This window comes from Planococcus halocryophilus (genome assembly GCF_001687585.2).
Classification (GTDB): Bacteria; Bacillota; Bacilli; order Bacillales_A; family Planococcaceae; genus Planococcus; species Planococcus halocryophilus.
The window spans coordinates 240,056-264,280 of record NZ_CP016537.2 but is presented as its reverse complement, the minus strand read 5'-3'; the positions used below and the strand labels follow the sequence as shown (position 1 = coordinate 264,280).

Genomic DNA, 24,225 nt, shown 5'->3' with positions numbered 1-24,225 from the left:
GATTCTTTTATTTATTTTGCAAATACATGTTTGCCGATTTTGGTAATCGTTGTACGTGAGAAAATCCAAGTATCTGTAACGCCTCTTGGATTGTAATAATAAGTTGCTCCTAAAGAAGGATCTGATCCTTTAACAGCAGTCTTTACAGCTTGATAAGCCGAAGCGTTTGGCTGGTAGTTGAATTGGCCATCATTTACAGCCGTAAATGCATTGCGCTGAAAAATAACATTGTATGTATTGTTCGGGAATTTAGACGAATCGATACGGTTCAAAATGACAGCTGCTACTGCTACTTGTCCTGTATAACTTTCTCCTCGTGCTTCTCCGTTTACAACATGTGCCATCATATCAACTTCCGCAAGTCTTGCGCGTGTTAAAGGACCCGTGAAGCCCGTAGCTGATACATTAAAGTCACGCTGAAATTCGATCACTGCATTTTTAGTTACTGGCCCATAATAACCAGTAGCTGATGTATTGAAGTAACCCAATTTTTTCAATTTAGTTTGAAGTTCTTTTACATCTTCTCCAGACACCCCTACATGTAAATTTGGTGCATGCGCTTCAGCAGTGGTTTGAGAAAACCCTAGAAATAACATTGTAAATAAAGCAAATACCAATACTTTTAATTTTTTCATACTCTCTCCCTTTCTTTTCCAATAATCAACAAACATTCTTATTAACAGTATATAATTGGAATTATATGAATTCAATCCATCATAACTACTTTAATCTTGTAGAAAACTAGCAAATACCAATACTTTATTGATGTTTTGCAAAAAATACGGTTTTTATCTTTCTGAATAACAGGTCTTTTCACTCATGAAAATGAGAGTTGAATCTTTTTGACAAACTAGTATCGAGAAACTAGAGCTAGATTTCGACCTTGAGGTATTTATTTGGTAAAGTGAAAGAAACTGACTGGAGGCGTTTAGATGAAGAACATTGTTATTGTTTCAGATACCCATATTCCATTCCGCGCCAAAAAACTGCCACAACAATTAGTTGAAGCATGCGAAAAAGCAGATTTTATTATCCATGCGGGGGATTGGCAAACACTGGACGTTTATCACGAACTGGCTGCATACGCTGAAATTGATGGAGTCACCGGTAATGTTGATCCCTGGGATATTTTAGAAAAATTCGGACGCAAAAAGATTTTCACATTTGGCCAATTAAAAATCGGCGTCGTTCACGGAGATAGTGACCGAAAGCCTACTGAACAACAAGCTTTTGATACATTTGTTAACGACGATGTTGACATTATTGTCTTTGGACATTCTCATATCCCTGTAATGAGAGAAGTCGATGGTGTCACATTGTTCAATCCAGGTTCACCTACTGATAAACGTCGACAAGCACAATTTTCATTTGGCTTGTTGGAAATCGGCGACACTTGGGAACTCAAACATGTCTTTTTTGATAAAGAAAGCTAGTAGAATAAACATAAACAACCTTTCAACAAAATATAAAACCAGACTTTCTCAACGAAAGTCTGGTTTTTCTTTGCATTCTTTTATTAATACAAATCCAAGTTTTTTTAATGCTGCTTCGAGGTTTGCTTCTATCAATACATCTTTTAAAGCTGCCGCAAAATGCGGAACCTTTAATGCCATAAAAGGTTGAATACCTGTAATAACTGGCGTCACCCCTATTATTTTTAAAATACCGACAAGCTTTAGCAAGTATTCCCCAACGACAGTATTGATTTGCACTATTCCCGAAACATCGATAATTAAATAGTCCATATGCTCATTACTACATTTTTCAAGTATGTGTTTAATAATAACTTCTGCTCGAGCAGCTGTAATTTCACCAATCACGGGCACGATTGCTACACCTTTGGTTATCGGAACAATCGGCGCAGTCAATGTTTGGATTTGTTGATTGGCTTTTTCAAGTTCCAACACATAGGTCAATAATGTCGACATCACTTCAAAAGTATAAAGATCTTCCTCGGAAAGTTTGTGATATTGATCGTCTAATCCACAAATCGTTCCATATATTGTGTTATCGCTATAATAAACTGGAACACCTACAAATGTGCCTTGTCCGTAATTTTTAGTGATTTCCATACTACGGGTTAATTCGTTTTTTGAAACATCGTCTATAATTAATGGAGATGCACCATGATTGATACTCAAACTACAATACGACTGAATAAGAGGCATCGAACTACCTTCTTCTACAAGTTTCTTGTTAGTATTATGTACTTTAAGGATATTATTTATCTGTCCATCATTTTTAGCAATAAACAAAGAATTGATACCGATTTGTTTGCTTAACAACTGCAAAATATACGTTGCTGCTTCATCAAAATCACCAAAATTCTTCATCGGTTTAGTATTGTGCATTGAAATTCCTCCACATCTATCTGACCTTACTTGCATATATTTATTATACAGTGAACTTTTCTAATTCTATACAAATTACGGGAAAGGGTTCATCCGCTTTTCAAAAAGGGTATATGCCTAACAATAGCATGCGGAGGTGGAGAAATGATAATTGATATTCTTGTATTAGAGCAATCTGATACATTAATTTATTTTAGATGGACAGCAACAGAAGCTGTATGCCGAGTAAAGCGTGGCTCACAAGTCGTTTATACAGGCACTCAAAACTACTTTAAAGATGAAGGATTACAAGTGGGGCATTTGTATACATACACAATCGAACGCTTAGATGTCGCAGGAGAATGGACAGACAAAATCAAAATACAAACTGGGACCGAAAACAGGAACGTCGATAATGACAATCGTCTTGCTGAAATCGTACTAACTACCATCGTTTCTGAAGGTCGCGTTTCTTTAGCTTGGGGAAAAATTGATGGTATTTCCACATTTGATATTTATCGCAACGGTCAGTTTATCGAATCTATTAAAAAAAATCAATATACCGATGATAAGATTTTAAGTGACCAACCATACACGTATTGGATTCGTGGCAAACGTCCTGTCTCACTAGCAGGCAAAAAGGGTAGCGAGAAAAAATTCTCGTTACATAAAATATTCGGCGCTTTGCAGCAAAACTCTTCTAAAGATAAAGCTTCCATGGAGGATTTTTGGCTAACCCAAAAAATAGCTCCTTTACATTCGCTCTTATCGGATCAACCTAATACAGCGCCTCAACCTGTGTGGCATTTCCGCTATAACACCTTTTTACCAGATACTTTATTGAAAAACCCAAATCTCCTCTCTCCTTTCCATTATTTTAAAGGAGATAATCGATCATTTGATTCTGATTCACTCGAGTACCGAACACATGTCAATTTTACTGTGTCATTTAATGAAAACGAACCAACATTATCTTGGGATAAGCGCGTTGGACCGACGATCGGCTACAATTGGCGAAAAAAATTCAGCAAAGAAGATGTCGCTTCAGCTAATGAAATTGACTTAATAAAGACAGCTGAGTCCGATCAGAAAATTTCTATCGCTTTAACACATGGTGTTGGAAATCCACTTACCACTTCACCGAATATCGACTATCATTTGTCTGCTGACTTTTATCACGATGGCACCTATACAGTTCTAGGCGTGCATGATCAATCACCCAACCACGAAGTTTATTTAAAGTACAGCGAAGATCGCCAATGGACGGAAATTCATCAATCAGAAAGTGAAGGACTAAGTTATATGGCAGGACCAACCGCTAATAAGTATTGGAGGCTATCTAACTTTTGTTGATTTTTGAAGCCTTAAATATGAAAAAAGCCCGAACTGGAGAATTTCCAGGTTCGGACTTTTGCATTTACTTATCCAAAAATCGTTTTCGAATGTGAGGCGGTGGCAACATGCAACTATCTAGTTTCCCAAACACTTTGTAACGATTTTTGGCGATGACATCATACGCTCCGTCTCGCAGTGCTCGAGGAAAAGGCTTCAAGTAATGCGCTAGTTTCCAAAGTCCCGTTAAGTGATTTGAAATCATTAAAGCCCCTTCAGATTTCACATAAGCTTGACCGTCTTTTATCAACACTAAACTGTCTACATCATCCGGCACATTGTGCTTGTTAGAAAGCTCTTTGCCGATTTCACTTTGCAGTGAAGCAAATTGATAATAGCCTGCCGGATCATGATTTATGATAAATTGAACGCTCGAATCACAAAAATTACAATCTCCATCAAATAATACGATGGCGTGTTCCATATCGTTTCCTCCTTCGCCAATAATAGTACTGTTATGTGAATAGCCTCTTAAGCGCTTATTCAAACACGTCTCCATTCGAAACCGTTCCTTGATGAAAAAATAACTTCCATCCATTAGATCTTTTTTTCCATACTGAACTTCGATTCGTCAGTCTTCCTGTTTTGTGATTATGTACTTGGTAAGTCGTCAAAACAGCGGCTGGTCCTAATTCATGTATAGTGAAAAACTTAATTTCCATCGGATCTGGATTTAATGGATGATCGCCATTGTAATCTACTCGTTTGAAGGCGCCACCTGAACTGCCAAACTCAAAAAATTCAACGTCTAATACATCTCCAATTTTTTCAGCAGAAACTCGGACATCTGGCTTTAAATGACTGCATTCTAAAGCATATATCTCTTTTTCTAACGTACTCATACGCATTCTCCTCTGCTCGTATTTCCCGGGAAATACGATTAATGCTCAAATCCCCTTCATACCCGTAGGCAGAAGGGGATTTACTATTAGTTTTCGTCTTTAAAAAATTTCTGTGGATCTTCATTTGGCTGATCTTGTGGCGTATCTGATGAGCCGAAATCCTCTACATCTTCAAAGCTATCTTCGTAATCACGAATAGCACCGTCTTCTTTTTCAACGGGTTGCTTTGTAGAAGCTTGCAGAACATCTTCTTCTGATGGACGGCTTTCCAAATCAGGTTCTTGGTCGGCATGGTCGATACATGTAAGCGCTGTTGGCAATGCCTCCAACCGTTCGAACGGAATGTCCTTACCGCAAACCGCACACTTTCCATAAGTACCTTCTTCAATTGCCGCCAGCGCTGCTTTTGTTTTTTCCAGTTCACCTTCTTTAAATTGCTCCATCGCTAAGTCACGTTCTTGGTCGTATAACTCGGTTGCATTATCAGCTGGATGATTATCATAATGGGAAAGCTCAGTTGACTCAAACTCTTCTGTTTGCTCAACCCGTTCTTCTAATGATGCTGCTTGTTCTTCTAATTGTTTTTTTAATTGATTTAATTGGCTATCTGTCATTTAATTTCCTCCTTAAAAAACTCACTTATTGTTGTATATTGCCTTTATCGGAGAAATCAAACCTGAAATTCTATTGAACTGCTTTATAAGGTGGCTTACTAATCATCAAATCGATCCAGTAAACTCAATAAATAATCATCTAACCGATGACGAACTAACTCATTAGATAAACCTTTCATCCCGAATGCTTTCCAGCCCGGGTACACAGTAGGTGACCCATCTAAAATATCCGTTAGCGAGACGAGATCCCAATAAGGATCGTACGTAAAATCACTACCTGCATGACGCTCATAAGCCGCTAAAAAATCATTGGCAACAGAAATTCCATACATTTGCGCCAAGTTTACGCGACAATGTCCAACATCAATTCCTGCTGGGCCACGGCAAGCATTGACCCAATCGACGATGGCACTCACTTGTCGATTTTCCCACAGCACATTAGCCGGATGAAAGTCGCGGTGGATCAAACATTCTCGAAAAGCTGGACGGCTACCAGAAACAATATAAAAAGCACGCATCCAATCATTTTGAACTTTCGACCAGGTTGGCTTTTCTAGTAGAAACGCATCATTGTAAGGGAAATATTCATAAGGAAAATCTTCTGCACTGGTTTGATGCAGCTTAGCTAGATTAGAAGCCAGTTCGTCTACCCATATTTCATCATTCGAAGGTTGAAGAACAACAGATCCAGGCATTTTAGACATCAGCACTGCAGGAACGCCACTTTCTTCTCCAGTTACGTCATAAGCAACTAAATGCGGAACAGTAAGACCCATTTGTTCTGCGTATTGAAGGCTAGCTGCTTCATGTTGTGCCAAATCGGGCTCTTTCTCCAGCCAATCCGTTTTATGAAAAAGCCGTAGTACATAAGAACGCTCCGAACTATTTTTAGTAACAACTAGTTCAAACAAAGTTGAGGAAGTTGCACCGGTTAACGGCTGAACGTTCGTAATTTCTACAGGTTCATCAAATTGTGCTTTTACCCACTTTACTGATTGTTCCTGCAATCCATGCCCATTATTTCCTGCCATTCCTGCCGCTCCTTTCTACCTACCTTTTAACTTTAGTTTACCACGAAAAAGTGCAGGTTCCATCCATTCGCAAAGAACATAAATGCATCTGTTTTTCTTTGTATAAAAGCCTTCTTTATAACAAATTTATACCTTCAATGAGGAATGGTGAGTGTCTGCTTTTTCAATTTGGATGGTGGCATGCTCAATGTCGCAAATATCATGCACCAACTTTAACGCTTGTTGCAAAACTTGTTGTTCATCTACGTTTTCCTCCACATCAATATGACATGTAAACTGATCTAACCCAGACGTGATGGTCCAAACGTGCAGGTCATGAACACCCACGACTCCATCAATTTTAAGGAGGCGGGCTGTTATTTCTTGTAAATCGAGGTCTCTCGGTGTTCCTTCCATTAAAATGTGTAAACTATTTTGGAGAATGCTCCATGCACTTCGCAAAATCAGCAGGGCAACTGCAACAGAAATAATCGGATCGGCTATTGTCCAGTCAAATAGCAGGATTAATAGCCCGGCAACTATCGCTCCGACTGAACCGAGTGCATCACCAATAATGTGCATATAAGCACTTTTCATGTTCAAGTTGCCATGAACATCTGCACCCCGATTCAGTACCCAAGCACTCAATAAGTTGGCGACAAGACCAATTGCCGCGATGACGAGCATCCAGCCTCCTTGAACTTCCGATGGCTCGTATAAACGCTTGATGGCTTCATAAATAATAAAGCCTGCCATGATAAATAACGTAATCCCGTTAATAAAAGCTGTCAGAATCTCAAAACGATAATAGCCGTACGTTTTCTTGGTAGAAACTGCTTTTCCAGCAAACCAAATCGCCGACAAACTGAGCACTAGCGATACCGTATCGGACAGCATATGACCACTATCTGCGATCAAGGCTAGGCTGTTCGTAAAAAGTCCACCGAAAAATTCTAGCAACATGATTCCTGCTGTTATGACGAGTGCGATAGTCAATGCTTTCCGATTGTTATTTCGCGTTGTTTCAAAATGATCGTGATCATGACTCATGCTATCCGCTCCTCTATCTTCATGCTATTATTTTACCAAATTTGTCCGATTGACAACGAATAGTAAGTCTTATAAGATAAGTTAGTAAAAAGTAAATACCCCGGCAACGGGAGAGGTTCATAGCATTTCACCCTCTATAAAAAACTATGGATTGTCGAAACTCCGCCAAATCCACATGCGATTTGGCTTTTTCTTTTGTCCGTTTTTTATAGTCCTCTTCTCAGTCGGTCATCTAAAAGGAGGCCGTTTATTATGGCAGGAAGAAACGAAGATACACTCGATCATTTATCATTGCTCGGCAATCAAAACACGAAGTATAAATTTGAATACGCTCCAGAGATACTAGAACCAATTGACAATCTGCACACTCGCGATTATTTCGTGAAATTTAATTGCCCTGAATTCACATCACTTTGCCCACAAACTGGACAGCCTGATTTTGCTACGATCTACTTAAGTTTTATCCCTGATAAAACATTAGTAGAAAGCAAATCGCTCAAGCTTTATTTATTCAGCTTCCGTAACCACGGAGATTTCCATGAAGATGTTGTCAATATCATCATGAATGATTTGATCAAACTGATGGATCCTCGTTATATCGAAGTATGGGGGAAATTCACACCACGCGGTGGTCTTTCGATTGACCCTTACACGAACTATGGCAAACCTGGAACAAAATACGAAGAAATGGCATCGTACCGGATGATGAACCACGACTTAAACCCTGAAACGATTACTAATCGATAAAGGGGTCTACACATGTTACTTTACTTAAACGGCGCATTTGTCGGTCTCTTAATCCTTTCAAATATTTTAGCAGTCAAATTATTTAGCATTGGAGAATGGGCGGTGTTACCGGCCGCTGTAATTGTTTATGTCTTCACATTTCCGATTACTGATACCATCGCAGAAGTGTACGGCAAAAAAGCCGCACGGCAAACCGTTACAGCTGGATTTATCACACAACTTTGCGCGTTGGCTTTTATTTTCTTTGCGATTCATTTGCCTTCTGCACCCTTTTTCGCAAATCAAGAATCATTTGAAACCATCTTTTCTGCAGGCTTCCGCGTAACTTTAGCTAGTCTTGTTTCTTATTTCATTAGCCAAAACCTAGATGTCACTATTTTTCATAAACTGAAACATAAGCATGGCAATTCTCGGTTATGGTTGCGCAATAATGCTTCGACAATGGCAAGCCAATTGGTGGATACGAGTCTTTTTATCACCATCGCTTTTTACGGCATGATGCCGACAAGTGTATTATTGGGCATGATTTTAACGCAATACATCTTTAAATGGATGGTTGCAGTAGCCGATACTCCTGTTGTTTATTTACTCGTAAAGTTATGCAGACGCCAACAAGCAGACCCACAAATTTACGGATACAAAAAACCGGAAGCTCTCCTGTAGAGCTTCCGGTTTTTTTAGTTATTCATATGGTTACTCGTGCTTTACGTGCGTATACTTGATCGCTCACTTTAACATTAGATAAGATCATATCTACCGCTATCGGTAAATGATCGGAAACCGCAGTTTCGATGACTGCTGCTTGTACGACGTCTAAATGATAATCTGCAAAAATATAGTCAATGCGCGTAGCCGGTCGAAAAACTTCACCCGTTTCTTTGTTTACGTAAGGAGCAGGATACGTATAAGCATCGCCCCTCTTCATTTTCAGAAAAGCATCCCGGAAATGCCTAGTGAACTTTTGCACATGCACGTTTGAAGCAGGGGCATTAAAGTCGCCTGTAATGATTCGTGGGAAGTGACTTTTTCCTGTAATGGCTAAAATTTCGTCAACACTCACTTCTAACTCATCATCTTTGAGCGCTAAATGTGTATTAAAGACACTCACATAATTGCCATCCACTTCGATGACGGTTTCTAATATGCCACGCTGTTCATTATTGCCAAAAGGACAATACACCTGCGTTAATAAATGATTTTCGCTGTATCTGATTGGGTATTTGCTTAAAATGACGTTGCCGTATTGCTGATTAGGGCGCTCGGAATCTATCGGTGACACATCCATATTGGCACCATAAGCAGCATACATACCTAGTCTTTCACTCAACCAACCTACTTGGTCCACAAACGAACTGCGGACTGAAAAGTGACGATCTACTTCTTGCAAAGCGATGATGGTCGCACACGAATCTTCAATCACTTGCGCGGTCTTCTCTAAATCGACGATCCCGTCCATCCCTAATCCATGAGCAATATTAAACGACATGACTTTTACAATCGGTGACTTCTTTTTCTTCCCGTCCATGCAAACCTCTCCTTTTCGACTAAAACGAATCGTTGGCAAGCTGCTTAATTGATTTTAGTATAACAAGCGTTTATGAAGATGCTGTGACACACGTGTAAACAATTGTTAAAGGTTTGTAAACGCGAAAATCGGAAGCAGTCTAAGCTGTTTTTGTAGCATTTAAAGCCATACGCGCGCTTGCGGGAATTTATGCGCGTTCCGTAAAACTTATGCGCGCTTGACGAAAAATACGCGCGACACGCCGAACTTATGCGCGGTAAAAAAAATTTACGCGCGTTCCAGGAAGTTTACGCACGTTCAGCGGAAATCACCACACACAAAAAACAGGCAGCCCGAAACATCGGACTGCCTGTCTATCAATAGACTACGAAGTATACACCCTAATCGCATCTCGCAAAAATTGTGCTGCGCCCGGTTGGACTTTGTCGTAGTATGCAGCAAATCGTTCGTCTGCTACATACATTTCTGCAAGTCCTCGGTGTGCTTCTTTACTATATGTCGGCCATGTAAAACTCAACCACTGACGATGCAAATCGGCTATTTGCTGTGCCGTCTCACTCGTTTGGGCGCCCGTTTTCATCGCTTCAACCAAACCACTTAAAATTTGTTGCTCGAGACTCATAAACTTCTGATAGTCTTCTTCACTGAGCTTCAACATTTTCGCATTGGATCGATCGACTAGCTCGTCGCCGTATTTGCTGCGGATTTCATTGCCATACTGCTGTTCGTTGTCGTCGACTAGCTTTTGCTTAAAGCCTTGGAATTTCTCGGTATCTGCCATCATGCTCGCTCCTTCTTTTGCGGAAATGGTTTTTTCCACATTGCTAATCAAGAGGTCTAGTTGCACGCGCTTAGCGAGAAGTTTTTCTCGGTGTTCTGCTAAAGCTTGCGAACCATCAAATTCGGGATCATTGATGATGTTTTTGATCTGTTCGAGTCCAAGTCCGAGTTCACGATAAAACAAAATTTGCTGCAGCTTATCGAGTTCCGACTGACCGTATATACGGTAGCCAGACGAATTTTTACGTGCTGGCTTTAACAAATCAAACTCATCGTAATAACGCAAAGTTCTCGTACTAATTTCAGACAAATTCGCAAGTTTCTGTACAGTGTATTCCATTTCGCCACCTCCTGATAAACCCAGCTTACACCTTGACGTTACGTCAAGGTCAAGTTAATTGCTGCGCTGCAAAATCTCGGTAAAGGGAATGCGTTGCAATCAGTTCTTGATGCGTCCCGACTCCGGTCACGCGTCCTTTTTCTATAAAGACAATTTTGTCAGCATCGACAATCGTCGATAAACGATGCGCGATGACTAAAGTGGTGCGCCCTTCCATTAAGCGACTTAATGCTTGCTGAACGATGCCCTCTGACTGACTATCCAAACTTGCGGTCGCTTCGTCCATCATCAAGATTTTCGGATCTCGTAAAAAAGCACGCGCAATGGCAATTCGCTGACGTTGTCCTCCCGACAACTTGACCCCACGTTCTCCAACTTCTGTGTTGAGTCCATCCGAAAATTCGCGAATAAACTCTTCTGCATACGCCATACGTGTAACGCGCCATAGCTCTTCGGTTTGAATCGTCTCAGCGTTTGGCAACCCATACGTTAAGTTTTCTCGAATTGTCCCGCCCATCATGGCACTTTCTTGTGACACATAGCCAATTTGATCTCGCCATGAAGCGATAGAGATGTTTCGAATCGGCATGTCTCCAATCAAAATCTCCCCTGATGAAGGTTCGTAAAACCGTTCAAGCAAACCAAATACGGTCGTTTTTCCACCTCCACTTGGCCCTGCAAAAGCAATCATTTCACCAGGTTGTGCTTTAAATGATACGTCTTGCAAAACAGGCTCTCCTTGATCATACGAAAAACTCAAATTTTCTATACTCAAGGTTTTGCTAGCAATATCGATGTCCGCTTGTTTCGCCGGTTCTTCAAGCGGCAATTCTAAAATGCCAATAATGCGCTCTGTCGCTCCTTTGGCTTTTTGAAGCTCTGTAAAAAAGCGAGCAAACGTCGCCATGGGGACGATGATTTGGAATAAATACAACAAAAAAGCAACGAGCGACCCGGTCGACATTTCTCCATTCGCTACACGAATTCCGCCATAGCCGATAATCGACACGATAACCACCATAACGACCAAGTACATGAGTGGTGCGATTAACGCATAAATTTTTGCTTCTTTCATGCCTAACTTAAATAATTTATCAATGCCTTCTACGCCTCTAGTTTCTTCCGTATCTTCTGCTGTTGAAGATTTCATTAACCGAATTTCACCTAAAGTTTGTTGAACGTGTCCTGTAAAATGAGCCGTCTCGTCTTGCAAATTCCGAGAAATCTTTGACATTTTGCGCCCTAATGGGAACATGACGGCAATCGTTAATGGTACCGATATCATCATGACGAGCGTCATCTTCCAATCTAAAACAACTAAAATGATGACTGCACCAATAATCGAGATGATTCCGGTAATAAACGACGGAAAATGATCGGTGATTAAATTCCGTACAATCCCTGTGTCATTTACAACACGGCTAACCGTTTCCCCGCTCGAATGTTGATCAAAATAACCCACACGTAGTCGGATTAACTTAGCCCACATTCGTTCTCTCAATCCTGCGACGACTCGCTGACCTACCATGCTGAGCAAGTAAATCGAAACCCCATTAATCACAGCTTGCACAATAAAAGCTACAGCAATTCCTACCATTAAAGGCACACTCAGCGACTCTAACGAAAACCCATCTACTAAGTTTTTTGTCAGCAACGGTACGACCAAGCCGACTAGTGTCGTGATTAAACTGGCAATCAGCCCAATCGCGAGTGCCAGCTTTGGAATTTTCAACGTTAATAATAAAGACAAAAACGGCTTTAAACCGACTTCTTTATTTTTCTTTTTCATTTTAAAAACTCCTGTTCTTCTGTTCGCACACACCTAATTCATTTCAATAACTCTATTATAGAGGAGCTCATTATATTTCCATAAAATAAAACACTTGCGGAAAATTCCACAAGTGTTTGGATCAGGCGACAGAAGCTTTAAATTGCTGCCATTGCTCAAGACGCTTATCTAAAATGAAGTTTCCAAAAGGCAAGAACGCAGAAATCACAGCTCCTACTGAGAAACGAAACGGCCATTTAAAGACAAACGTCATATAAATTGTAAGTAAAATATAGAGACTAAACAATGCACCATGAATCGGTCCGATCATACTAACCGCTTCCGGAAAGTCAAAAAAGTATTTTAACGGCATTGCGATGAAAAGTAAGATTAACAACGAACTTCCTTCAAGAAGTCCCATAAAACGAAATGTACGTAAGGCATCTTTAAACATCAACTATCCCTCTCAATCTGCTATCAATTATAGAAGTCATAAAGGACGCTGTACAGAGATTGCTAAAACAATTCGACTGTTTTTACACACCTACAATACATTTCGTCACAAACTATTCGTATTTATTTCGGATTAGCCCAATTTCACAAAAAGCACTTTCAAATAATCGCCTTCTTTAAATTCTTTTTGCACACGGAAATCACTTGGCAATGTAAACTCCTCCACAATGCTATACTTCCCGCCAATTTCTTTAAAAGCTTTATCGATAAACCCTTTGAATTTTTTCATCCCGAAAGAAGCACTGTTTGTTGATGCCACAATGACGCCATTTTTTTCTGTAATAGTGATCGCTTCTTTCATTAAGTTTGTGTAATCTTTTGATGTGCTAAATGTGTACTTTTTCGAACGTGCAAAGCTTGGCGGATCCAAAACAACTAAATCGAATTTCAATTCTTTTCGTTTGGCGTACTTAAAATAATTAAAGACATCCATAACCAAAATGTCTTGACTCTCGAAATCGATACCATTGACGCTGAATTGCTCAATTGTTTTGCTAGAGCTTCTTTTCGCCAAATCAACACTCGTCGTTTTTGTCGCGCCACCCAGTGCGGCAGCTACTGAAAACGCACCTGTGTAAGAAAACGTATTGAGCACCGTTTTTCCTTTGGCGTACTTTTGTTTAATGGTATTTCGTACATCGCGCTGATCTAAAAAGATGCCCGTCATTGCCCCATCATTCAAGTAAACAGCAAAATTTACGCCATTTTCTTTAACGACCATTGGAAATTCACCACGTTCGCCTGCAACAAAATCATCTTCTTCGATATATTGACCTTTAGTATCAAAACGTTTTTTCTGGTAAATGCCTTTGCATTTAGTAACGTTTTGAAGTGCAGCAATCACTTGGTCTTTAAACGTATAAACGCCTTCGCTATACCAGCTCAGCAAATAAAAACCATCGTAATAATCAATGATTAATCCGCCAAACCCATCACCTTCCCCATTAAAAATACGGAAAGCTGTTGTTTCTGGATTGCTGAAAAATGTTTGTCGACGAGCAATGGCCGTCGCTAGCTTTTGTTCAAGAAAGGCCTGATTAATAGTTTCACTTTCGTTGTTCGTTAATACCCAACCATAGCCTTTGTTTTGTCGACCATAATAACCTTTTGCTAAAAAACGACCTTGCTTATCAACTAGTTTTAAAATGCTACCTTCCGTAGTTAACATGTCTGGATTTTCTAAAGCTTCTTTTGTAATTAACGGATAACCTTTAGCATAATCCGCTTTAAATTTATCATTTATTTTTATAGAAATTTCCGATTTCATCGTCTCTCATCCTATCTGTAAAACATCGTTTTGTTTTATAATTAGTGTATACGATAGCTGTCCCTATGCCCACCCTCGTCATGTGAATTTCCTAACACGATTCTTAGGAGGAATTTGTCATGAAGAAGAAATTCTATATTTACAATATTCGATTGACCACTGGGGAATACTTGGAGAATATCCGCATTGAAGGTCCTCTAGAAGATCATTTTTCGGGTATAGCCGTGAGCTTGTTCCCCGTAGAGGACGCACAAGGAAAGACCATTGTTTTAAGTATTTTTCACATCGTTAAAGCTGACTTGCTCAAAATTGAAGACTCATAAATTAGCTCTACTAAAAAAGCGTTTTGCATAATCTATGCAAAACGCTTTTTTTTTACTCTTGGATCCACTCCCATGCTTCATTCATTTCATCTAGTTTAAAATACTTTACTTCAATATCTGGCAATAGAAGTTTCATTTCAACCAGTTGTTCTTCTCCTTGACTCGAACTAATGACTGCAAATTTGTGAAAGTGATTCCATGCTTCTTTGTGTAGCCTCATGCTTTCCTCAAGACCATCAAACGAAGCACCTTTTTCTTCACTTATAATTGCATAGATATTAAATTGACCTTTATCTACGTATTTATCTTGAATGATTTTATCAATTTTCATTGCATCTTCATGTGTTACTGCACCTTCAAATTCAATTGCAATGGTTTCTACGTCCTTACTTGGCACGATTGATAGCATTCTTAGTCCCCCTCAGTCTATAAGTCTATTCTTACTTTTATTATTCCCCATTTTAAGCACAACAAACGGCTATAAGTAGACTGTTTTTAGGCATATACCGATATATTGCATAATATATTTTGTCGAAAGCTAGTATTACTGTATAATAAGAGTAATCTAGCAGTAGAAAGGGAGAGCTCACAATGCCTATTCCAGTGAACTATACGAAGCCTGTCCGCGTCTCAGCCAAAGAAAGTGCCTATCTTCAACTGCAACAATGGATTATTGATGGCACGCTACAGCCTGAAGAAAAACTAATCGATACGGATTTGGCACAAGCATTGAGCTTAAGCAGAACTCCTATCCGTGAAGCTTTGCAATTATTAGAAGTGCAAGGGTTCGTCGAAATGTTTCCCGGCAAAGCTACACGTGTTACGAATATAAAAAAAGGTGACCTTAAAGATTTACTACCTCCTCTTGCCGTGTTGCAGGCCTTGTCAGCAGAACTTGCCATCCCTAACCTCGACCAAGACACGTTCACTTTATTAGAAGAGACAAATCAACGATTTATTGAAGCAATTGAAAGTCAAGATGGTTTTTCCGCTTTAAAAATTGATCAAGAGTTTCATCAAATCATTGTCGATGCTGCCAATAACCCCTATATCCACAGTATACTCAGCAGTCTTCAGTCTCATGTAAGAAGACAGTTTTTTCATCATTCATTAATGCTGACAAAAAGCTCTTACGATGAACATGTAGAAATTATCCAAACCTTAAAAGAGAAAAACCCAGAAAAAGTGGCACAACTTATGAAAATAAACTGGGCTCGGACGATAGATGAACTTTCAACAGAAAAAATTATTTAAACCATTATAAAAAGCTGTATCAAAAGCATTTGAACCGCACCCCAAATGGAAGACACTTTAAAAAAAGTGACCCATTTGGGGTTTTTTCTGTTTTCAGACCCCGGTATACTAAATTTAGCTAACTTGAACGGGGGAAGATCAGATGAGTAAAATCACTTTCAATGAACACCAACAACGGGTCTTGGAGGCAAATCCGAATGTCGCTTCCGTATCCGATCGCGCGATTCAATATACGCCAGAATTCAAAATCCACGCGGTGAAGGAATACCAGACAGGCAAAGGCCCGGCCCAGATATTTAGTGAAAATGGGTTTGATTTAACCGTTATCGGACCCAAAAAAGCGAGCTCATCTCTGAACCGATGGCGGACGACGTTCAGGCTTTATGGAGAAGACGCTTTTTTCGAAGAGCGTCGTGGGAAGAACAGTACTGGCCGCCCTTCTGAGAAAGATCTCTCAGCTGAGAAAAAGCTGGAGAAAGCAGAAGCGCGCATCAAATACCTGGAAGCTGAAAACGAATTGCTAAAAAAGCTCGAGGAACTCGAGAGGCAGGCGAAGAAACGCAGCTGATCCCAGCGGAGAAATACGAAGCCATCAACGCGGTGGTCCGGAAATTCCAACTCAAGAATTTGGTCGGAACCCTTTGCCGCACAGCGAGGGTCAGCCGGAGTGGCTATTACGCCTGGCTAGAGAAAACGGAACAGCACGCCATTCGCGAAGAACAAGACTTCCAAGATTATCTGTTGCTCAAAAGCATCTACGATGCGCATCGTGGGAAAATCGGATATCGCACCTTTTACATGGTGCTCGCGGAACTGTTGGAAACACCGATGAACCACAAGAAGATTTTGCGCCTCATGCGCAAATTCAACCTCTTCGCCAAAATCCGGCGCGCGAATCCCTATAAGCAAATCGCCAAAGCCACACAGGAACACAGCGTCTGTCCGAACCTGTTAAATCGCCAGTTTAAACAAGGTGAACCCGGTAAGGTATTCGTCACCGATATCACGTACCTACCCAACCGTTCGGGACAAATGGCGTATCTGTCCGCTGTAAAAGATGTCGCTACCCGTGAAATTGTCGCCTATGAAGTCACAACGACGCTTACGATTGAAATTGTGTACCGCACGTTACGAAAACTGAAGGAAGCATTGGATGGCAATGTTCACCCGGAAGCGATGATTCATTCCGATCAAGGCTTCCACTATACCCATCTTGAATACCAACAGCGCGTGAAGGAAATGAAATTAACGCAGTCAATGTCCCGCCGGGGCAACTGCCTCGACAACGCTCCCATCGAATCGTTCTTTGGCCACTTTAAAGACGATGTCGATTTTAAACAAGCAACCAGTCTGGAGGAATTGAAAGAGCTAGTGGATGAGTACATGGAATATTACAACGGAACACGCAAGCAATGGAATCTAAAAAAGATGACTCCGGCACAATACCGAAGTCATCTAATCGCAGCCTAGCTGCAGGGTACTTTTTTTATAAACTGTCCATTAAATGGGGCGCGGATCAATTTGCGCTTTTGATACAGCTTTTATTTTGAAGCAGGCCCGTTTTTCCGGACCCACCTGTACTCTTTAAATTATGAGTTTTGCTGAGCAGCTTGAACTTTTACATTCTTTTTGCTACGAGCAATCATCGTCGTAATGGCAATGACAACAATTGCTGGCAAGAGCCATCCAAGTCCATTGTTATAAAGCGGTAATGTAGCCGAGTAAAAATCGACTACTGACTGAAGCCATGCCGGATTTTCGATACCTAACAAAGAAGTCAAAGTTTTAAATCCATCAATGATGCTGATAAAGAAAGTAACGATAATTGTCGATACATAAACCAATTGAGCATGCTTAAATAACGGAGACAAGAACGCTAACATGATCAATACGATAGCTAATGGATATAGGAACATTAATACCGGAATCGAATACGTAATGATATTGGAAAGTCCTGCATTGGTTACAACCAATGAAAAGACTGAGAAAATAATAACATACATTTTATAGCTAACTTTTGGTGTCAATTTGTGGAAAAACTCAGCGTTAGCTACTGTTAAACCGATAGCTGTTGTTAAGCAAGCAAGAATAATGATGACAGCGAGCAAAGTAGCACCAAACGTTCCGAAATAATAATTTGAAGCGCCGCTCAACACAGGTCCACCAGTTTCCATCACACCTAAAACAGCCGTACTTGTTGAACCTAAATAAGCAATTCCTGTGTACACAATAGCTAATAATGCTGATGCGACAATACCACTTTTCATGGTCGCCATTAAGACACCTTTAGACGAGGTTACGCCCATTTTACGAACAGCTGAAATAACAATAATCCCGAAAACAAGTGAAGCAAGTGCATCCATTGTGTTATAACCTTCTGTAAATCCTGTAAAGAAAGCGCCGCTCGTGTAAACAGGCTGTGGTGCTTCTTGACTGCCCATTGGTTTTACAAAAGCTGCTACCAATAACACACCTAACGTTACTAAAATAGCTGGTGAAAGAATCTTGCCGATACTATCCACTATTTTCGTTGGGTTTAAAGAAACCAAAAGTGAAACCCCAAAAAAGATTAAAGAGAAGATAAGCAAACCAATTGTTGCATTGCCGTCACCGATAAATGGTGCAACTCCCACTTCATACGATACCGCACCAGTTCTTGGTAAAGCGAAGAAAGGCCCGATTGTTAAATACAACATCGCTGTGAAAACCAGTCCATAAACTGGATGCACACGACTCGATAGATCTTGAAGATCATCGCTTTTCGAATAACCAATTGCTAAAATCCCGAGTAATGGTAGACCAACACCCGTAATTAGAAAGCCAAAAATGGCAAGCCAGACATTTGTTCCTGCGTATTGTCCTAGCTGTGCAGGAAAGATTAAGTTCCCTGCTCCAAAGAACAGCGCAAACAACATCATGCCCACTACTGCATATGACTTAAACGATAATTTACTATCCACTGCTAATTCCTCCTAAAATAATAACGCTAAAAATACGTTCTTTATATATTCCAATATAGTACATTTTCTTTTCAAAAAAGATTGCGATATATTGCATAAAGTAATAATACAGCATGCTATTCGAAATGCAACCCTTCCGATACACATATTTTAAAATTTCTTGCTATTTTATTAATTCGGTATGAAGTGAAAGTTATCTCGATATACTACATATACTTTTAGGTGCATAAAAATCAGAAAAAATACTGATTTTCCCAGTTGTGTTTATAGGCATTACGTGGATTGGCTGTTAAAAAGTTAAAATGTCATTCACTCGGTATTCATTTACACATTCTCTCTCTTTTCCTATTAAATTTTTACGTAATTTATATTTTTTCATTCATTTTTCTTATTAATTTCTTAACCGACTGTAAAAGAAACGCAACTGCTCTCGCTTTTCAACCATAATGCTGTAAAATAATTTATTACGGAAAGAATTGGTAGTCACCTCAATCTATTCGAAAGGCGGCGTATCTTTGAAATATATTTATACTTCACTTCATATTCTTGTTATTGTTGGATTTTATCTAATAGGCGAACAATTGCAGGATTTTTTCAATATTCCGTTGCCGGGCAGCATTATCGGCTTTCTTTTGCTTTTTACCGCTCTTATGCTGAGAATTTATCGCTTGGAATGGATTGAATCAGGAGCTCATTTTGTCTTAGCATTTTTGCCGCTTTATTTTATCCCCGCTACCGTCGGCGTTATTGAGTACGGCGAGCTCTTTTCGGGAAAAGGGATATTGCTAATTCCGATTGTCATGGTTAGTACCTTTCTCTCAATGGCTTCAGCTGGTTGGGTAAGTCAATATGCTGCAAAACGGAAGGAGCGATCCGATTAATGAAATTTAACTTACTCGCTGCTTTTTTTGCCATTTTAACTGTAGCTACTTATTTTCTTACGAATATTTTTTATTTGCGGTATCGCAAAACCTTATTAAACCCTGTACTTGCTTCCACTGCGATTCTCGCCATCATTTTAGTCGCCGCTAATGTCTCTTACGAAACCTATATGACAGGTGGTAGTTGGATTGGCACTTTGCTCGGTCCAGCAGTTGTCGCTTTAGCAATTCCCCTATATAAACAAAGAGATTTGCTTTTTAAGAACTTAATCCCTATTATTTCAGGCATTGTTGCAGGGGTAACAGTGGGTATGGCAAGTGGTGTCTTGTTCACACAAATATTTCGTTTTTCAGAACAACTCATTTTGACAGTTTTGCCGAAATCGTTAACAACACCAGTCGCTATGCAAGTAGCCAGCAATTTAGGTGGCATTCCTTCTCTAGCAGCGGTTTTTGTTATGGTAGCCGGTTTCACGGGGTATATTCTTGGTCCTTCTTTATTAACTTGGTTGCATATTGATTCGGCGATTGGTCGAGGCATTGGTCTTGGCACTTCGGCTCACGGCATGGGTACGGCAAAAGCGTTTGAATACGGACAACAAGAAGCATCGATGAGCTCTGTTGCCATGACATTAAGTGCTGTACTCGGTGCCTTGCTTGGACCAATTGCTGCATGGTTATTGCTGTTATAAAAAACAAGACCCTTTTTTCCATGTACAAATGGAAAAAAGGGTCTTGTTTTTACCTTCCAATATCTCTACGATGAAAGCCAATCATGCCAATTACGATTAAACTAATGGCTACCGTAATCATAATCGCTGAACTCCAATAGTCCATTTCTTCAATCGGGATTTTAGCGATATAGCCAAATGGCGTTAGTTTTTCCACCCAGTCTTCAAATTGGAACAAACTTCCCATATAGACGATGAAAAATGCCAAAGCTAAATATAACCATACCAGACCTGTCCACTTAGAAGCCCACCCAAACAATAATACCGCTACCCCTATCATAGTAAGGATTGCCGGAAAGTAAACCATTGCCGCGCTATAGTATATGCCAAACGACAGATTTTCCTCCATTACTATATTTCCCATCACACCCAAACCAATAGACGATAAGGTCAACATAACAAATCCCGTCAAAATCGACATAGTTAAGTAACTGCCCATAAGTCGATTTCTAGAAACCGCCCGACTTATAAGATGTTCGAGTCGATCGTTTTTTTCTTCTGTTTTTACTTTTAAAATCGACATTAATACGGGGATCGTAGATAAGATAGCGATGATCGACATGAGCAACGGGATAAATTGTTCGGTTAACGAAAATCCTTCTACTAAAATAACCATTTGTTGCATAAGATCAATTTCATCAAAATAGGTTTCTAGTTCTCCAAAAAGCGAACCATATATAACGCCAACAACTAACAGGCCAATTCCCCAAACGATTAAACCGGTTCGTTGAAGTCGAAAGACTAGACCGAACGAACTGAGAAGCGTTTTTGAAGCCTTTTCTTTTCCTGATCGTGAAGGGATAAAACCTGAACCTAAATCTCTAATTGAATTGAGATATAAAGCTATCCCCATTAACAGCAACGCTACCGATACGGTCAATAAAATCGGCCACCAATAATTATTGACATAGACTTCTGTTCGTAAAACCCAGCTAAGTGGCGAAAACCATGACAATGTCTCATTTCTCAAGTCGCCAACTACACGGATGATATAAGACACTAGCAAAATGGTAAAAGCTAACCCTAATGTACTTCTAGCATTTGAAGACAATTGCGCAGAAATAGCAGCCACCCCTGCAAAAATCATCCCACTCGCACCTAAAGCTGAACCGTATAGGAGCGATCCTTCAAGACCCATTCCTGCTATTCCTAGAACCGTTAATGAAAATCCAAGCAATAACGCCAACAAAATATTCACACCTGTTAAAACGACCAAAACCGATAACAAATTAGAAAGTCGCCCTACTGGTAAAGAACGAACCATTTCGATACGGCCATCTTCTTCATCTGTCCGTGTATGGCGGATTATCAACAAGATATTCATTAAGCCAACTACAATTGCAGTCATCAACAGCATTTCATGAGCCGTTATCGCCCCAATTGGATAATTTTCAAGACCATAGCCATAGCCTGGACCAAGCATGGCAATTACAGCAGGGTTTTGCATGGTCTCAGCTATAGCCAGTCTTTCCGCATTGGTTTGATATAGTCCCGCAAAGGCTATCGCCACAATTACCGAAATAGCGATAAACGATGCAAGCCAAATCGGTAATCGTAGACGATCTCGCCGTAGAATAAATCGGATTAATGTTCCTGTACCTTCAAAAAGGTGCCGGTTCATTAGGCTTCGCCCCCTGCTCCTATTCCTGTGGTTTTATCACTGACTTCGTAATGACGCATAAATAATTGTTCCAATGTCGGCGGTGAGCTTTCAATGCGGACAATTCCAAACTGACTAATATAACTAATAACATAAGCCACTTCTCCGCTATCTACTTGGAAAGACATCGCATTTCCTCTTGGTTGAATCCCACTAACTCCCCTTACTCCAGCCAAATCCAAAATCGGCTCTTTCGTCTCTACCAATAAAATCGTTCCCGTCAAATGACGAAGATCTTTTAATGTCCCTGTTTCAATAATTTTTCCTTCTCGAATAATCGCCACTTTGTCACAAAGTTTTTCGACTTCAGACAAAATATGGCTGGATAATAAAATACTTTTGCCCTGTTTTTTCTCTTCAATGATGTATTCTTGAAAGGTTCGTTCCATTAAAGGATCGAGACCAGAAGTTGGTTCATCTAATATATACAAATCGACATCTGATGACAGCGCTGCAATCAATGCCACTTTCTGACGATTCCCTTTGGAATACGTTCGGCATTTCTTGCTCGGATCTAAATCAAATTTCTGAATCAATTCTTCTCGACGGTGAGAAGAGTTACCACCGCGCAATTTAACCAATAAATCAATAACTTCTCCACCTGTTAAATTTGGCCACAAGCTAACTTCTCCGGGCACGTATGCTACACGCTTATGAATTTCCACTGCATCTTTCCATGAATCTTTACCAAAAATTTCAGCTCGCCCTTCTGTCGCTTTTAAAATACCAAGAAGAACGCGCAAAGTTGTCGATTTCCCTGAGCCGTTGGGTCCGATAAACCCATATACTTCGCCTTCGTCTACTTCTATATTCACTTTATCCAACGCCGCAAAATCGCCAAATTTTTTCGTCAAATCGACCGTTCTCAAAACTGTCATGATTCTTCCTCCTTACCGGTATAAAAGCTTTTATTGTGAATATCAAGATATTCGTAAACCTTATCCAATATGATTCCAAACCCAACTCGGTCATTTGTTGCCCTTTTGTCATTTTGTATTTTTCACGGACTTGTTCTATTTTAGAATACAACCATCGCCTAATTCAGTCCACAAATCACGCTCAATTATCTGACTTTTCCGTTTTTTTATTAAACTAGTAACTTTTATTGATAAATTAGTCATGAAATCGTTGTCTCGGCTCGCCAATAATGCTATGTTTTATAAGCTACAAAAATATAGGAGGAATAACAATTGAAAAAATTATTTTGGAGTAAAAAATTGTCCCTAGTTGCCGTTCTTGCGATTGTGTCGCTTTTAAGCGCTTGTGGAAATGACGAAGATACAGCTACAGAAGAAGAAAAATCAGCTTGGGACGAAATCCAAGAAGACGGCAGCTTAACTGTTGCTACATCCGGTACATTATTTCCGACCTCTTACCGCTCTGAAGGATCTGATGAGTTAACAGGATTTGAAGTCGAGGTTGTCCGTGAAATTGGAGAACGCCTTGAACTAGAAATTGAATTCACGGAACTTGGTTTTGATGAAATGTTAACATCTGTTCAAACAGGACAAGTTGATTTGGCTGCGAACGATATTGAAATCACAGAAGACCGTGAAGAAAAATTTATCTTCTCGACGCCATTTAAATACTCTTACGGAACAGCCATTGTTCGTTCAGGAGATTTGTCAGGAATTGAGACGCTAGAAGATTTAGAAGGCAAAAAAGCTGCAGGTGCTTCAACTTCTGTTTATATGCAAATGGCCCGTGAATACGGCGCTGAAGAAGTGGTTTACGACAACGCAACAAACGAAACTTACTTGCGCGATGTAGCAATCGGGCGTACAGACGTCATTTTAAATGACTATTACCTACAAACTTTAGCGCTAGCTGCATTCCCAGAGCTAGAAATCACCATCCACCCAGACTTGAAATACAGCCCTTCTGAAGTTGGCGTTGTCATGAACAAAGACAACACAGAACTAGCTGACAACGTAAACCGTGTGATTGAAGAAATGCTTGAAGACGGCACAATTGCTGAAATCTCTGCTGAATTCTTTAACGGCGCCGATGTAACTCAAAAAGTGAATATTGAAGAATAATATTAAGAAGCTGCTCATCATTTGAGCAGCTTTTTTTGATGTAAACCGGTCATTTTTCCCACTTACTGGATATACAATCCAAATAATGAGCAATACTGTCCATATCACTCGAAATACTGTCCGAATGAGATTAAATACTGTCCAAATGATAGGAAATACTGTCCAAACAGGATTTGCGCCTTTCTAATCTATCCTGTAC

At 40.0% G+C, this 24,225-nt stretch carries 26 protein-coding genes and 1 riboswitch; of the genes, 10 read left to right on the top strand and 16 right to left on the bottom strand.

Annotated elements, in window-relative coordinates; all coding sequences use genetic code 11:
- Nucleotides 1-11: 11 nt before the first annotated feature.
- Complete coding sequence (locus BBI08_RS01420; RefSeq protein ID WP_008496287.1) at nucleotides 12-635, bottom strand: cell wall hydrolase; 624 nt, start codon at nucleotides 633-635, stop codon at nucleotides 12-14.
- 297 nt (nucleotides 636-932) lie between these two features.
- Here BBI08_RS01420 and BBI08_RS01415 point away from each other — a divergent pair, with 297 nt between their 5' ends.
- A complete protein-coding gene (locus BBI08_RS01415) occupies nucleotides 933-1,433 on the top strand; it encodes a metallophosphoesterase family protein (protein WP_008496285.1) in 501 nt (166 codons plus the stop codon).
- A 48-nt stretch (nucleotides 1,434-1,481) separates the two neighbouring features.
- Here BBI08_RS01415 and BBI08_RS01410 read toward each other — a convergent pair whose 3' ends face one another.
- A complete protein-coding gene (locus BBI08_RS01410) occupies nucleotides 1,482-2,351 on the bottom strand; it encodes an STAS domain-containing protein (protein ID WP_008496284.1) in 870 nt (289 codons plus the stop codon).
- 144 nt (nucleotides 2,352-2,495) lie between these two features.
- On the opposite strand from BBI08_RS01410, the gene BBI08_RS01405 reads away from it, so the two are divergent.
- Nucleotides 2,496-3,683, top strand: coding sequence for a hypothetical protein (locus tag BBI08_RS01405; protein WP_008496283.1), 1,188 nt, complete (start codon nucleotides 2,496-2,498; stop codon nucleotides 3,681-3,683).
- 64 nt (nucleotides 3,684-3,747) lie between these two features.
- Here BBI08_RS01405 and BBI08_RS01400 read toward each other — a convergent pair whose 3' ends face one another.
- The 5 genes from BBI08_RS01400 to BBI08_RS01380 form a co-directional block, all read right to left on the bottom strand.
- Entirely contained in the window at nucleotides 3,748-4,146 is a 399-nt protein-coding gene (locus tag BBI08_RS01400; protein WP_040850406.1) for a thiol-disulfide oxidoreductase DCC family protein, read from the bottom strand.
- Nucleotides 4,147-4,201: 55 nt separating this feature from the next.
- Entirely contained in the window at nucleotides 4,202-4,564 is a 363-nt protein-coding gene (locus BBI08_RS01395; RefSeq protein ID WP_065528415.1) for a nuclear transport factor 2 family protein, read from the bottom strand.
- 86 nt (nucleotides 4,565-4,650) lie between these two features.
- Nucleotides 4,651-5,178, bottom strand: a complete 528-nt coding sequence (locus BBI08_RS01390; RefSeq protein ID WP_065528414.1) for a TraR/DksA C4-type zinc finger protein — start codon at nucleotides 5,176-5,178, stop codon at nucleotides 4,651-4,653.
- Between the two features lie 98 nt (nucleotides 5,179-5,276).
- On the bottom strand, nucleotides 5,277-6,209 hold the full coding sequence (locus tag BBI08_RS01385) for a phosphotransferase family protein (RefSeq protein ID WP_008496280.1): 933 nt from the start codon (nucleotides 6,207-6,209) through the stop codon (nucleotides 5,277-5,279).
- 126 nt (nucleotides 6,210-6,335) lie between these two features.
- Nucleotides 6,336-7,238 (bottom strand): cation diffusion facilitator family transporter, encoded by a 903-nt coding sequence (locus tag BBI08_RS01380; RefSeq protein ID WP_008496279.1) that lies wholly within the window; start codon nucleotides 7,236-7,238, stop codon nucleotides 6,336-6,338.
- A gap of 106 nt (nucleotides 7,239-7,344) precedes the next feature.
- Nucleotides 7,345-7,392: riboswitch (PreQ1 riboswitch) on the top strand.
- Nucleotides 7,393-7,490: 98 nt separating this feature from the next.
- Between BBI08_RS01380 and queF the strand changes: the two genes are divergently transcribed.
- Complete coding sequence (queF, locus tag BBI08_RS01375) at nucleotides 7,491-7,985, top strand: preQ(1) synthase (protein ID WP_008496278.1); 495 nt, start codon at nucleotides 7,491-7,493, stop codon at nucleotides 7,983-7,985.
- Nucleotides 7,986-7,997: 12 nt separating this feature from the next.
- A complete protein-coding gene (locus BBI08_RS01370) occupies nucleotides 7,998-8,648 on the top strand; it encodes a queuosine precursor transporter (protein ID WP_008496277.1) in 651 nt (216 codons plus the stop codon).
- Between the two features lie 22 nt (nucleotides 8,649-8,670).
- On the opposite strand, the gene BBI08_RS01365 is transcribed toward BBI08_RS01370, so the two are convergent.
- From BBI08_RS01365 to BBI08_RS01345, 5 genes are all read right to left on the bottom strand, one after another.
- Complete coding sequence (locus tag BBI08_RS01365; protein ID WP_008496276.1) at nucleotides 8,671-9,510, bottom strand: endonuclease/exonuclease/phosphatase family protein; 840 nt, start codon at nucleotides 9,508-9,510, stop codon at nucleotides 8,671-8,673.
- 364 nt (nucleotides 9,511-9,874) lie between these two features.
- Nucleotides 9,875-10,630: a MerR family transcriptional regulator gene (locus BBI08_RS01360; RefSeq protein WP_008496274.1), complete on the bottom strand. Its 756-nt coding sequence runs from the start codon at nucleotides 10,628-10,630 to the stop codon at nucleotides 9,875-9,877.
- Between the two features lie 49 nt (nucleotides 10,631-10,679).
- Nucleotides 10,680-12,419 (bottom strand): ABC transporter ATP-binding protein, encoded by a 1,740-nt coding sequence (locus BBI08_RS01355; protein ID WP_008496273.1) that lies wholly within the window; start codon nucleotides 12,417-12,419, stop codon nucleotides 10,680-10,682.
- Between the two features lie 121 nt (nucleotides 12,420-12,540).
- Nucleotides 12,541-12,852, bottom strand: a complete 312-nt coding sequence (locus BBI08_RS01350; RefSeq protein WP_008496272.1) for a DUF3817 domain-containing protein — start codon at nucleotides 12,850-12,852, stop codon at nucleotides 12,541-12,543.
- A gap of 132 nt (nucleotides 12,853-12,984) precedes the next feature.
- The gene (locus tag BBI08_RS01345) at nucleotides 12,985-14,178 is read right to left on the bottom strand and encodes a class I SAM-dependent rRNA methyltransferase (RefSeq protein WP_008496270.1); all 1,194 of its coding nucleotides are present in this window, start codon (nucleotides 14,176-14,178) and stop codon (nucleotides 12,985-12,987) included.
- 119 nt (nucleotides 14,179-14,297) lie between these two features.
- Here BBI08_RS01345 and BBI08_RS01340 point away from each other — a divergent pair, with 119 nt between their 5' ends.
- Nucleotides 14,298-14,501: a hypothetical protein gene (locus tag BBI08_RS01340; protein WP_008496269.1), complete on the top strand. Its 204-nt coding sequence runs from the start codon at nucleotides 14,298-14,300 to the stop codon at nucleotides 14,499-14,501.
- Between the two features lie 52 nt (nucleotides 14,502-14,553).
- On the opposite strand, the gene BBI08_RS01335 is transcribed toward BBI08_RS01340, so the two are convergent.
- Nucleotides 14,554-14,910 (bottom strand): SpoIIAA family protein, encoded by a 357-nt coding sequence (locus tag BBI08_RS01335; protein ID WP_008496268.1) that lies wholly within the window; start codon nucleotides 14,908-14,910, stop codon nucleotides 14,554-14,556.
- A gap of 182 nt (nucleotides 14,911-15,092) precedes the next feature.
- On the opposite strand from BBI08_RS01335, the gene BBI08_RS01330 reads away from it, so the two are divergent.
- Both BBI08_RS01330 and BBI08_RS16825 read left to right on the top strand, forming a co-directional pair.
- Nucleotides 15,093-15,755, top strand: a complete 663-nt coding sequence (locus tag BBI08_RS01330; protein ID WP_008496267.1) for a GntR family transcriptional regulator — start codon at nucleotides 15,093-15,095, stop codon at nucleotides 15,753-15,755.
- A 142-nt stretch (nucleotides 15,756-15,897) separates the two neighbouring features.
- Nucleotides 15,898-17,225 (top strand): IS3 family transposase gene (locus BBI08_RS16825; protein WP_156874335.1). Its coding sequence is split into 2 segments (ribosomal slippage): nucleotides 15,898-16,267 and nucleotides 16,267-17,225, totalling 1,329 coding nucleotides; the frame shifts between segments, so codons are not numbered across the junction.
- A 119-nt stretch (nucleotides 17,226-17,344) separates the two neighbouring features.
- Here the strand turns inward: BBI08_RS16825 and brnQ are convergent.
- Entirely contained in the window at nucleotides 17,345-18,715 is a 1,371-nt protein-coding gene (gene brnQ, locus BBI08_RS01315) for a branched-chain amino acid transport system II carrier protein (RefSeq protein ID WP_008499274.1), read from the bottom strand.
- A 515-nt stretch (nucleotides 18,716-19,230) separates the two neighbouring features.
- Between brnQ and BBI08_RS01310 the strand changes: the two genes are divergently transcribed.
- Together BBI08_RS01310 and BBI08_RS01305 are read left to right on the top strand one after the other, a co-directional pair.
- Nucleotides 19,231-19,596, top strand: coding sequence for a CidA/LrgA family protein (locus BBI08_RS01310; protein ID WP_008499272.1), 366 nt, complete (start codon nucleotides 19,231-19,233; stop codon nucleotides 19,594-19,596).
- Entirely contained in the window at nucleotides 19,596-20,288 is a 693-nt protein-coding gene (locus BBI08_RS01305) for an LrgB family protein (protein WP_008499270.1), read from the top strand. The genes BBI08_RS01310 and BBI08_RS01305 overlap by 1 nt, the downstream gene beginning before the upstream one ends.
- Nucleotides 20,289-20,337: 49 nt before the next feature.
- Here the strand turns inward: BBI08_RS01305 and BBI08_RS01300 are convergent, their stop codons facing one another.
- Together BBI08_RS01300 and BBI08_RS01295 are read right to left on the bottom strand one after the other, a co-directional pair.
- A complete protein-coding gene (locus BBI08_RS01300) occupies nucleotides 20,338-21,948 on the bottom strand; it encodes an ABC transporter permease (protein WP_008499269.1) in 1,611 nt (536 codons plus the stop codon).
- A complete protein-coding gene (locus tag BBI08_RS01295) occupies nucleotides 21,948-22,865 on the bottom strand; it encodes an ABC transporter ATP-binding protein (RefSeq protein ID WP_065528413.1) in 918 nt (305 codons plus the stop codon). Before BBI08_RS01295 ends, BBI08_RS01300 begins: the two co-directional genes overlap by 1 nt.
- A gap of 312 nt (nucleotides 22,866-23,177) precedes the next feature.
- Between BBI08_RS01295 and BBI08_RS01290 the strand changes: the two genes are divergently transcribed.
- A complete protein-coding gene (locus BBI08_RS01290; RefSeq protein ID WP_008499268.1) occupies nucleotides 23,178-24,026 on the top strand; it encodes a transporter substrate-binding domain-containing protein in 849 nt (282 codons plus the stop codon).
- Nucleotides 24,027-24,225 lie beyond the last annotated feature (199 nt).

Bases quoted from the DNA above. Each gene is read 5' to 3' on its own strand.
- BBI08_RS01420 (WP_008496287.1), bottom strand. From the start codon at position 635: ATGAAAAAATTAAAAGTATTGGTATTTGCTTTATTTACAATGTTATTT.
- BBI08_RS01415 (WP_008496285.1), top strand. From the start codon at position 933: ATGAAGAACATTGTTATTGTTTCAGATACCCATATTCCATTCCGCGCC.
- BBI08_RS01410 (WP_008496284.1), bottom strand. From the start codon at position 2,351: ATGCACAATACTAAACCGATGAAGAATTTTGGTGATTTTGATGAAGCA.
- BBI08_RS01405 (WP_008496283.1), top strand. From the start codon at position 2,496: ATGATAATTGATATTCTTGTATTAGAGCAATCTGATACATTAATTTAT.
- BBI08_RS01400 (WP_040850406.1), bottom strand. From the start codon at position 4,146: ATGGAACACGCCATCGTATTATTTGATGGAGATTGTAATTTTTGTGAT.
- BBI08_RS01395 (WP_065528415.1), bottom strand. From the start codon at position 4,564: ATGAGTACGTTAGAAAAAGAGATATATGCTTTAGAATGCAGTCATTTA.
- BBI08_RS01390 (WP_065528414.1), bottom strand. From the start codon at position 5,178: ATGACAGATAGCCAATTAAATCAATTAAAAAAACAATTAGAAGAACAA.
- BBI08_RS01385 (WP_008496280.1), bottom strand. From the start codon at position 6,209: ATGGCAGGAAATAATGGGCATGGATTGCAGGAACAATCAGTAAAGTGG.
- BBI08_RS01380 (WP_008496279.1), bottom strand. From the start codon at position 7,238: ATGAGTCATGATCACGATCATTTTGAAACAACGCGAAATAACAATCGG.
- queF (WP_008496278.1), top strand. From the start codon at position 7,491: ATGGCAGGAAGAAACGAAGATACACTCGATCATTTATCATTGCTCGGC.
- BBI08_RS01370 (WP_008496277.1), top strand. From the start codon at position 7,998: ATGTTACTTTACTTAAACGGCGCATTTGTCGGTCTCTTAATCCTTTCA.
- BBI08_RS01365 (WP_008496276.1), bottom strand. From the start codon at position 9,510: ATGGACGGGAAGAAAAAGAAGTCACCGATTGTAAAAGTCATGTCGTTT.
- BBI08_RS01360 (WP_008496274.1), bottom strand. From the start codon at position 10,630: ATGGAATACACTGTACAGAAACTTGCGAATTTGTCTGAAATTAGTACG.
- BBI08_RS01355 (WP_008496273.1), bottom strand. From the start codon at position 12,419: ATGAAAAAGAAAAATAAAGAAGTCGGTTTAAAGCCGTTTTTGTCTTTA.
- BBI08_RS01350 (WP_008496272.1), bottom strand. From the start codon at position 12,852: ATGTTTAAAGATGCCTTACGTACATTTCGTTTTATGGGACTTCTTGAA.
- BBI08_RS01345 (WP_008496270.1), bottom strand. From the start codon at position 14,178: ATGAAATCGGAAATTTCTATAAAAATAAATGATAAATTTAAAGCGGAT.
- BBI08_RS01340 (WP_008496269.1), top strand. From the start codon at position 14,298: ATGAAGAAGAAATTCTATATTTACAATATTCGATTGACCACTGGGGAA.
- BBI08_RS01335 (WP_008496268.1), bottom strand. From the start codon at position 14,910: ATGCTATCAATCGTGCCAAGTAAGGACGTAGAAACCATTGCAATTGAA.
- BBI08_RS01330 (WP_008496267.1), top strand. From the start codon at position 15,093: ATGCCTATTCCAGTGAACTATACGAAGCCTGTCCGCGTCTCAGCCAAA.
- BBI08_RS01305 (WP_008499270.1), top strand. From the start codon at position 19,596: ATGAAATTTAACTTACTCGCTGCTTTTTTTGCCATTTTAACTGTAGCT.
- BBI08_RS01300 (WP_008499269.1), bottom strand. From the start codon at position 21,948: ATGAACCGGCACCTTTTTGAAGGTACAGGAACATTAATCCGATTTATT.
- BBI08_RS01295 (WP_065528413.1), bottom strand. From the start codon at position 22,865: ATGACAGTTTTGAGAACGGTCGATTTGACGAAAAAATTTGGCGATTTT.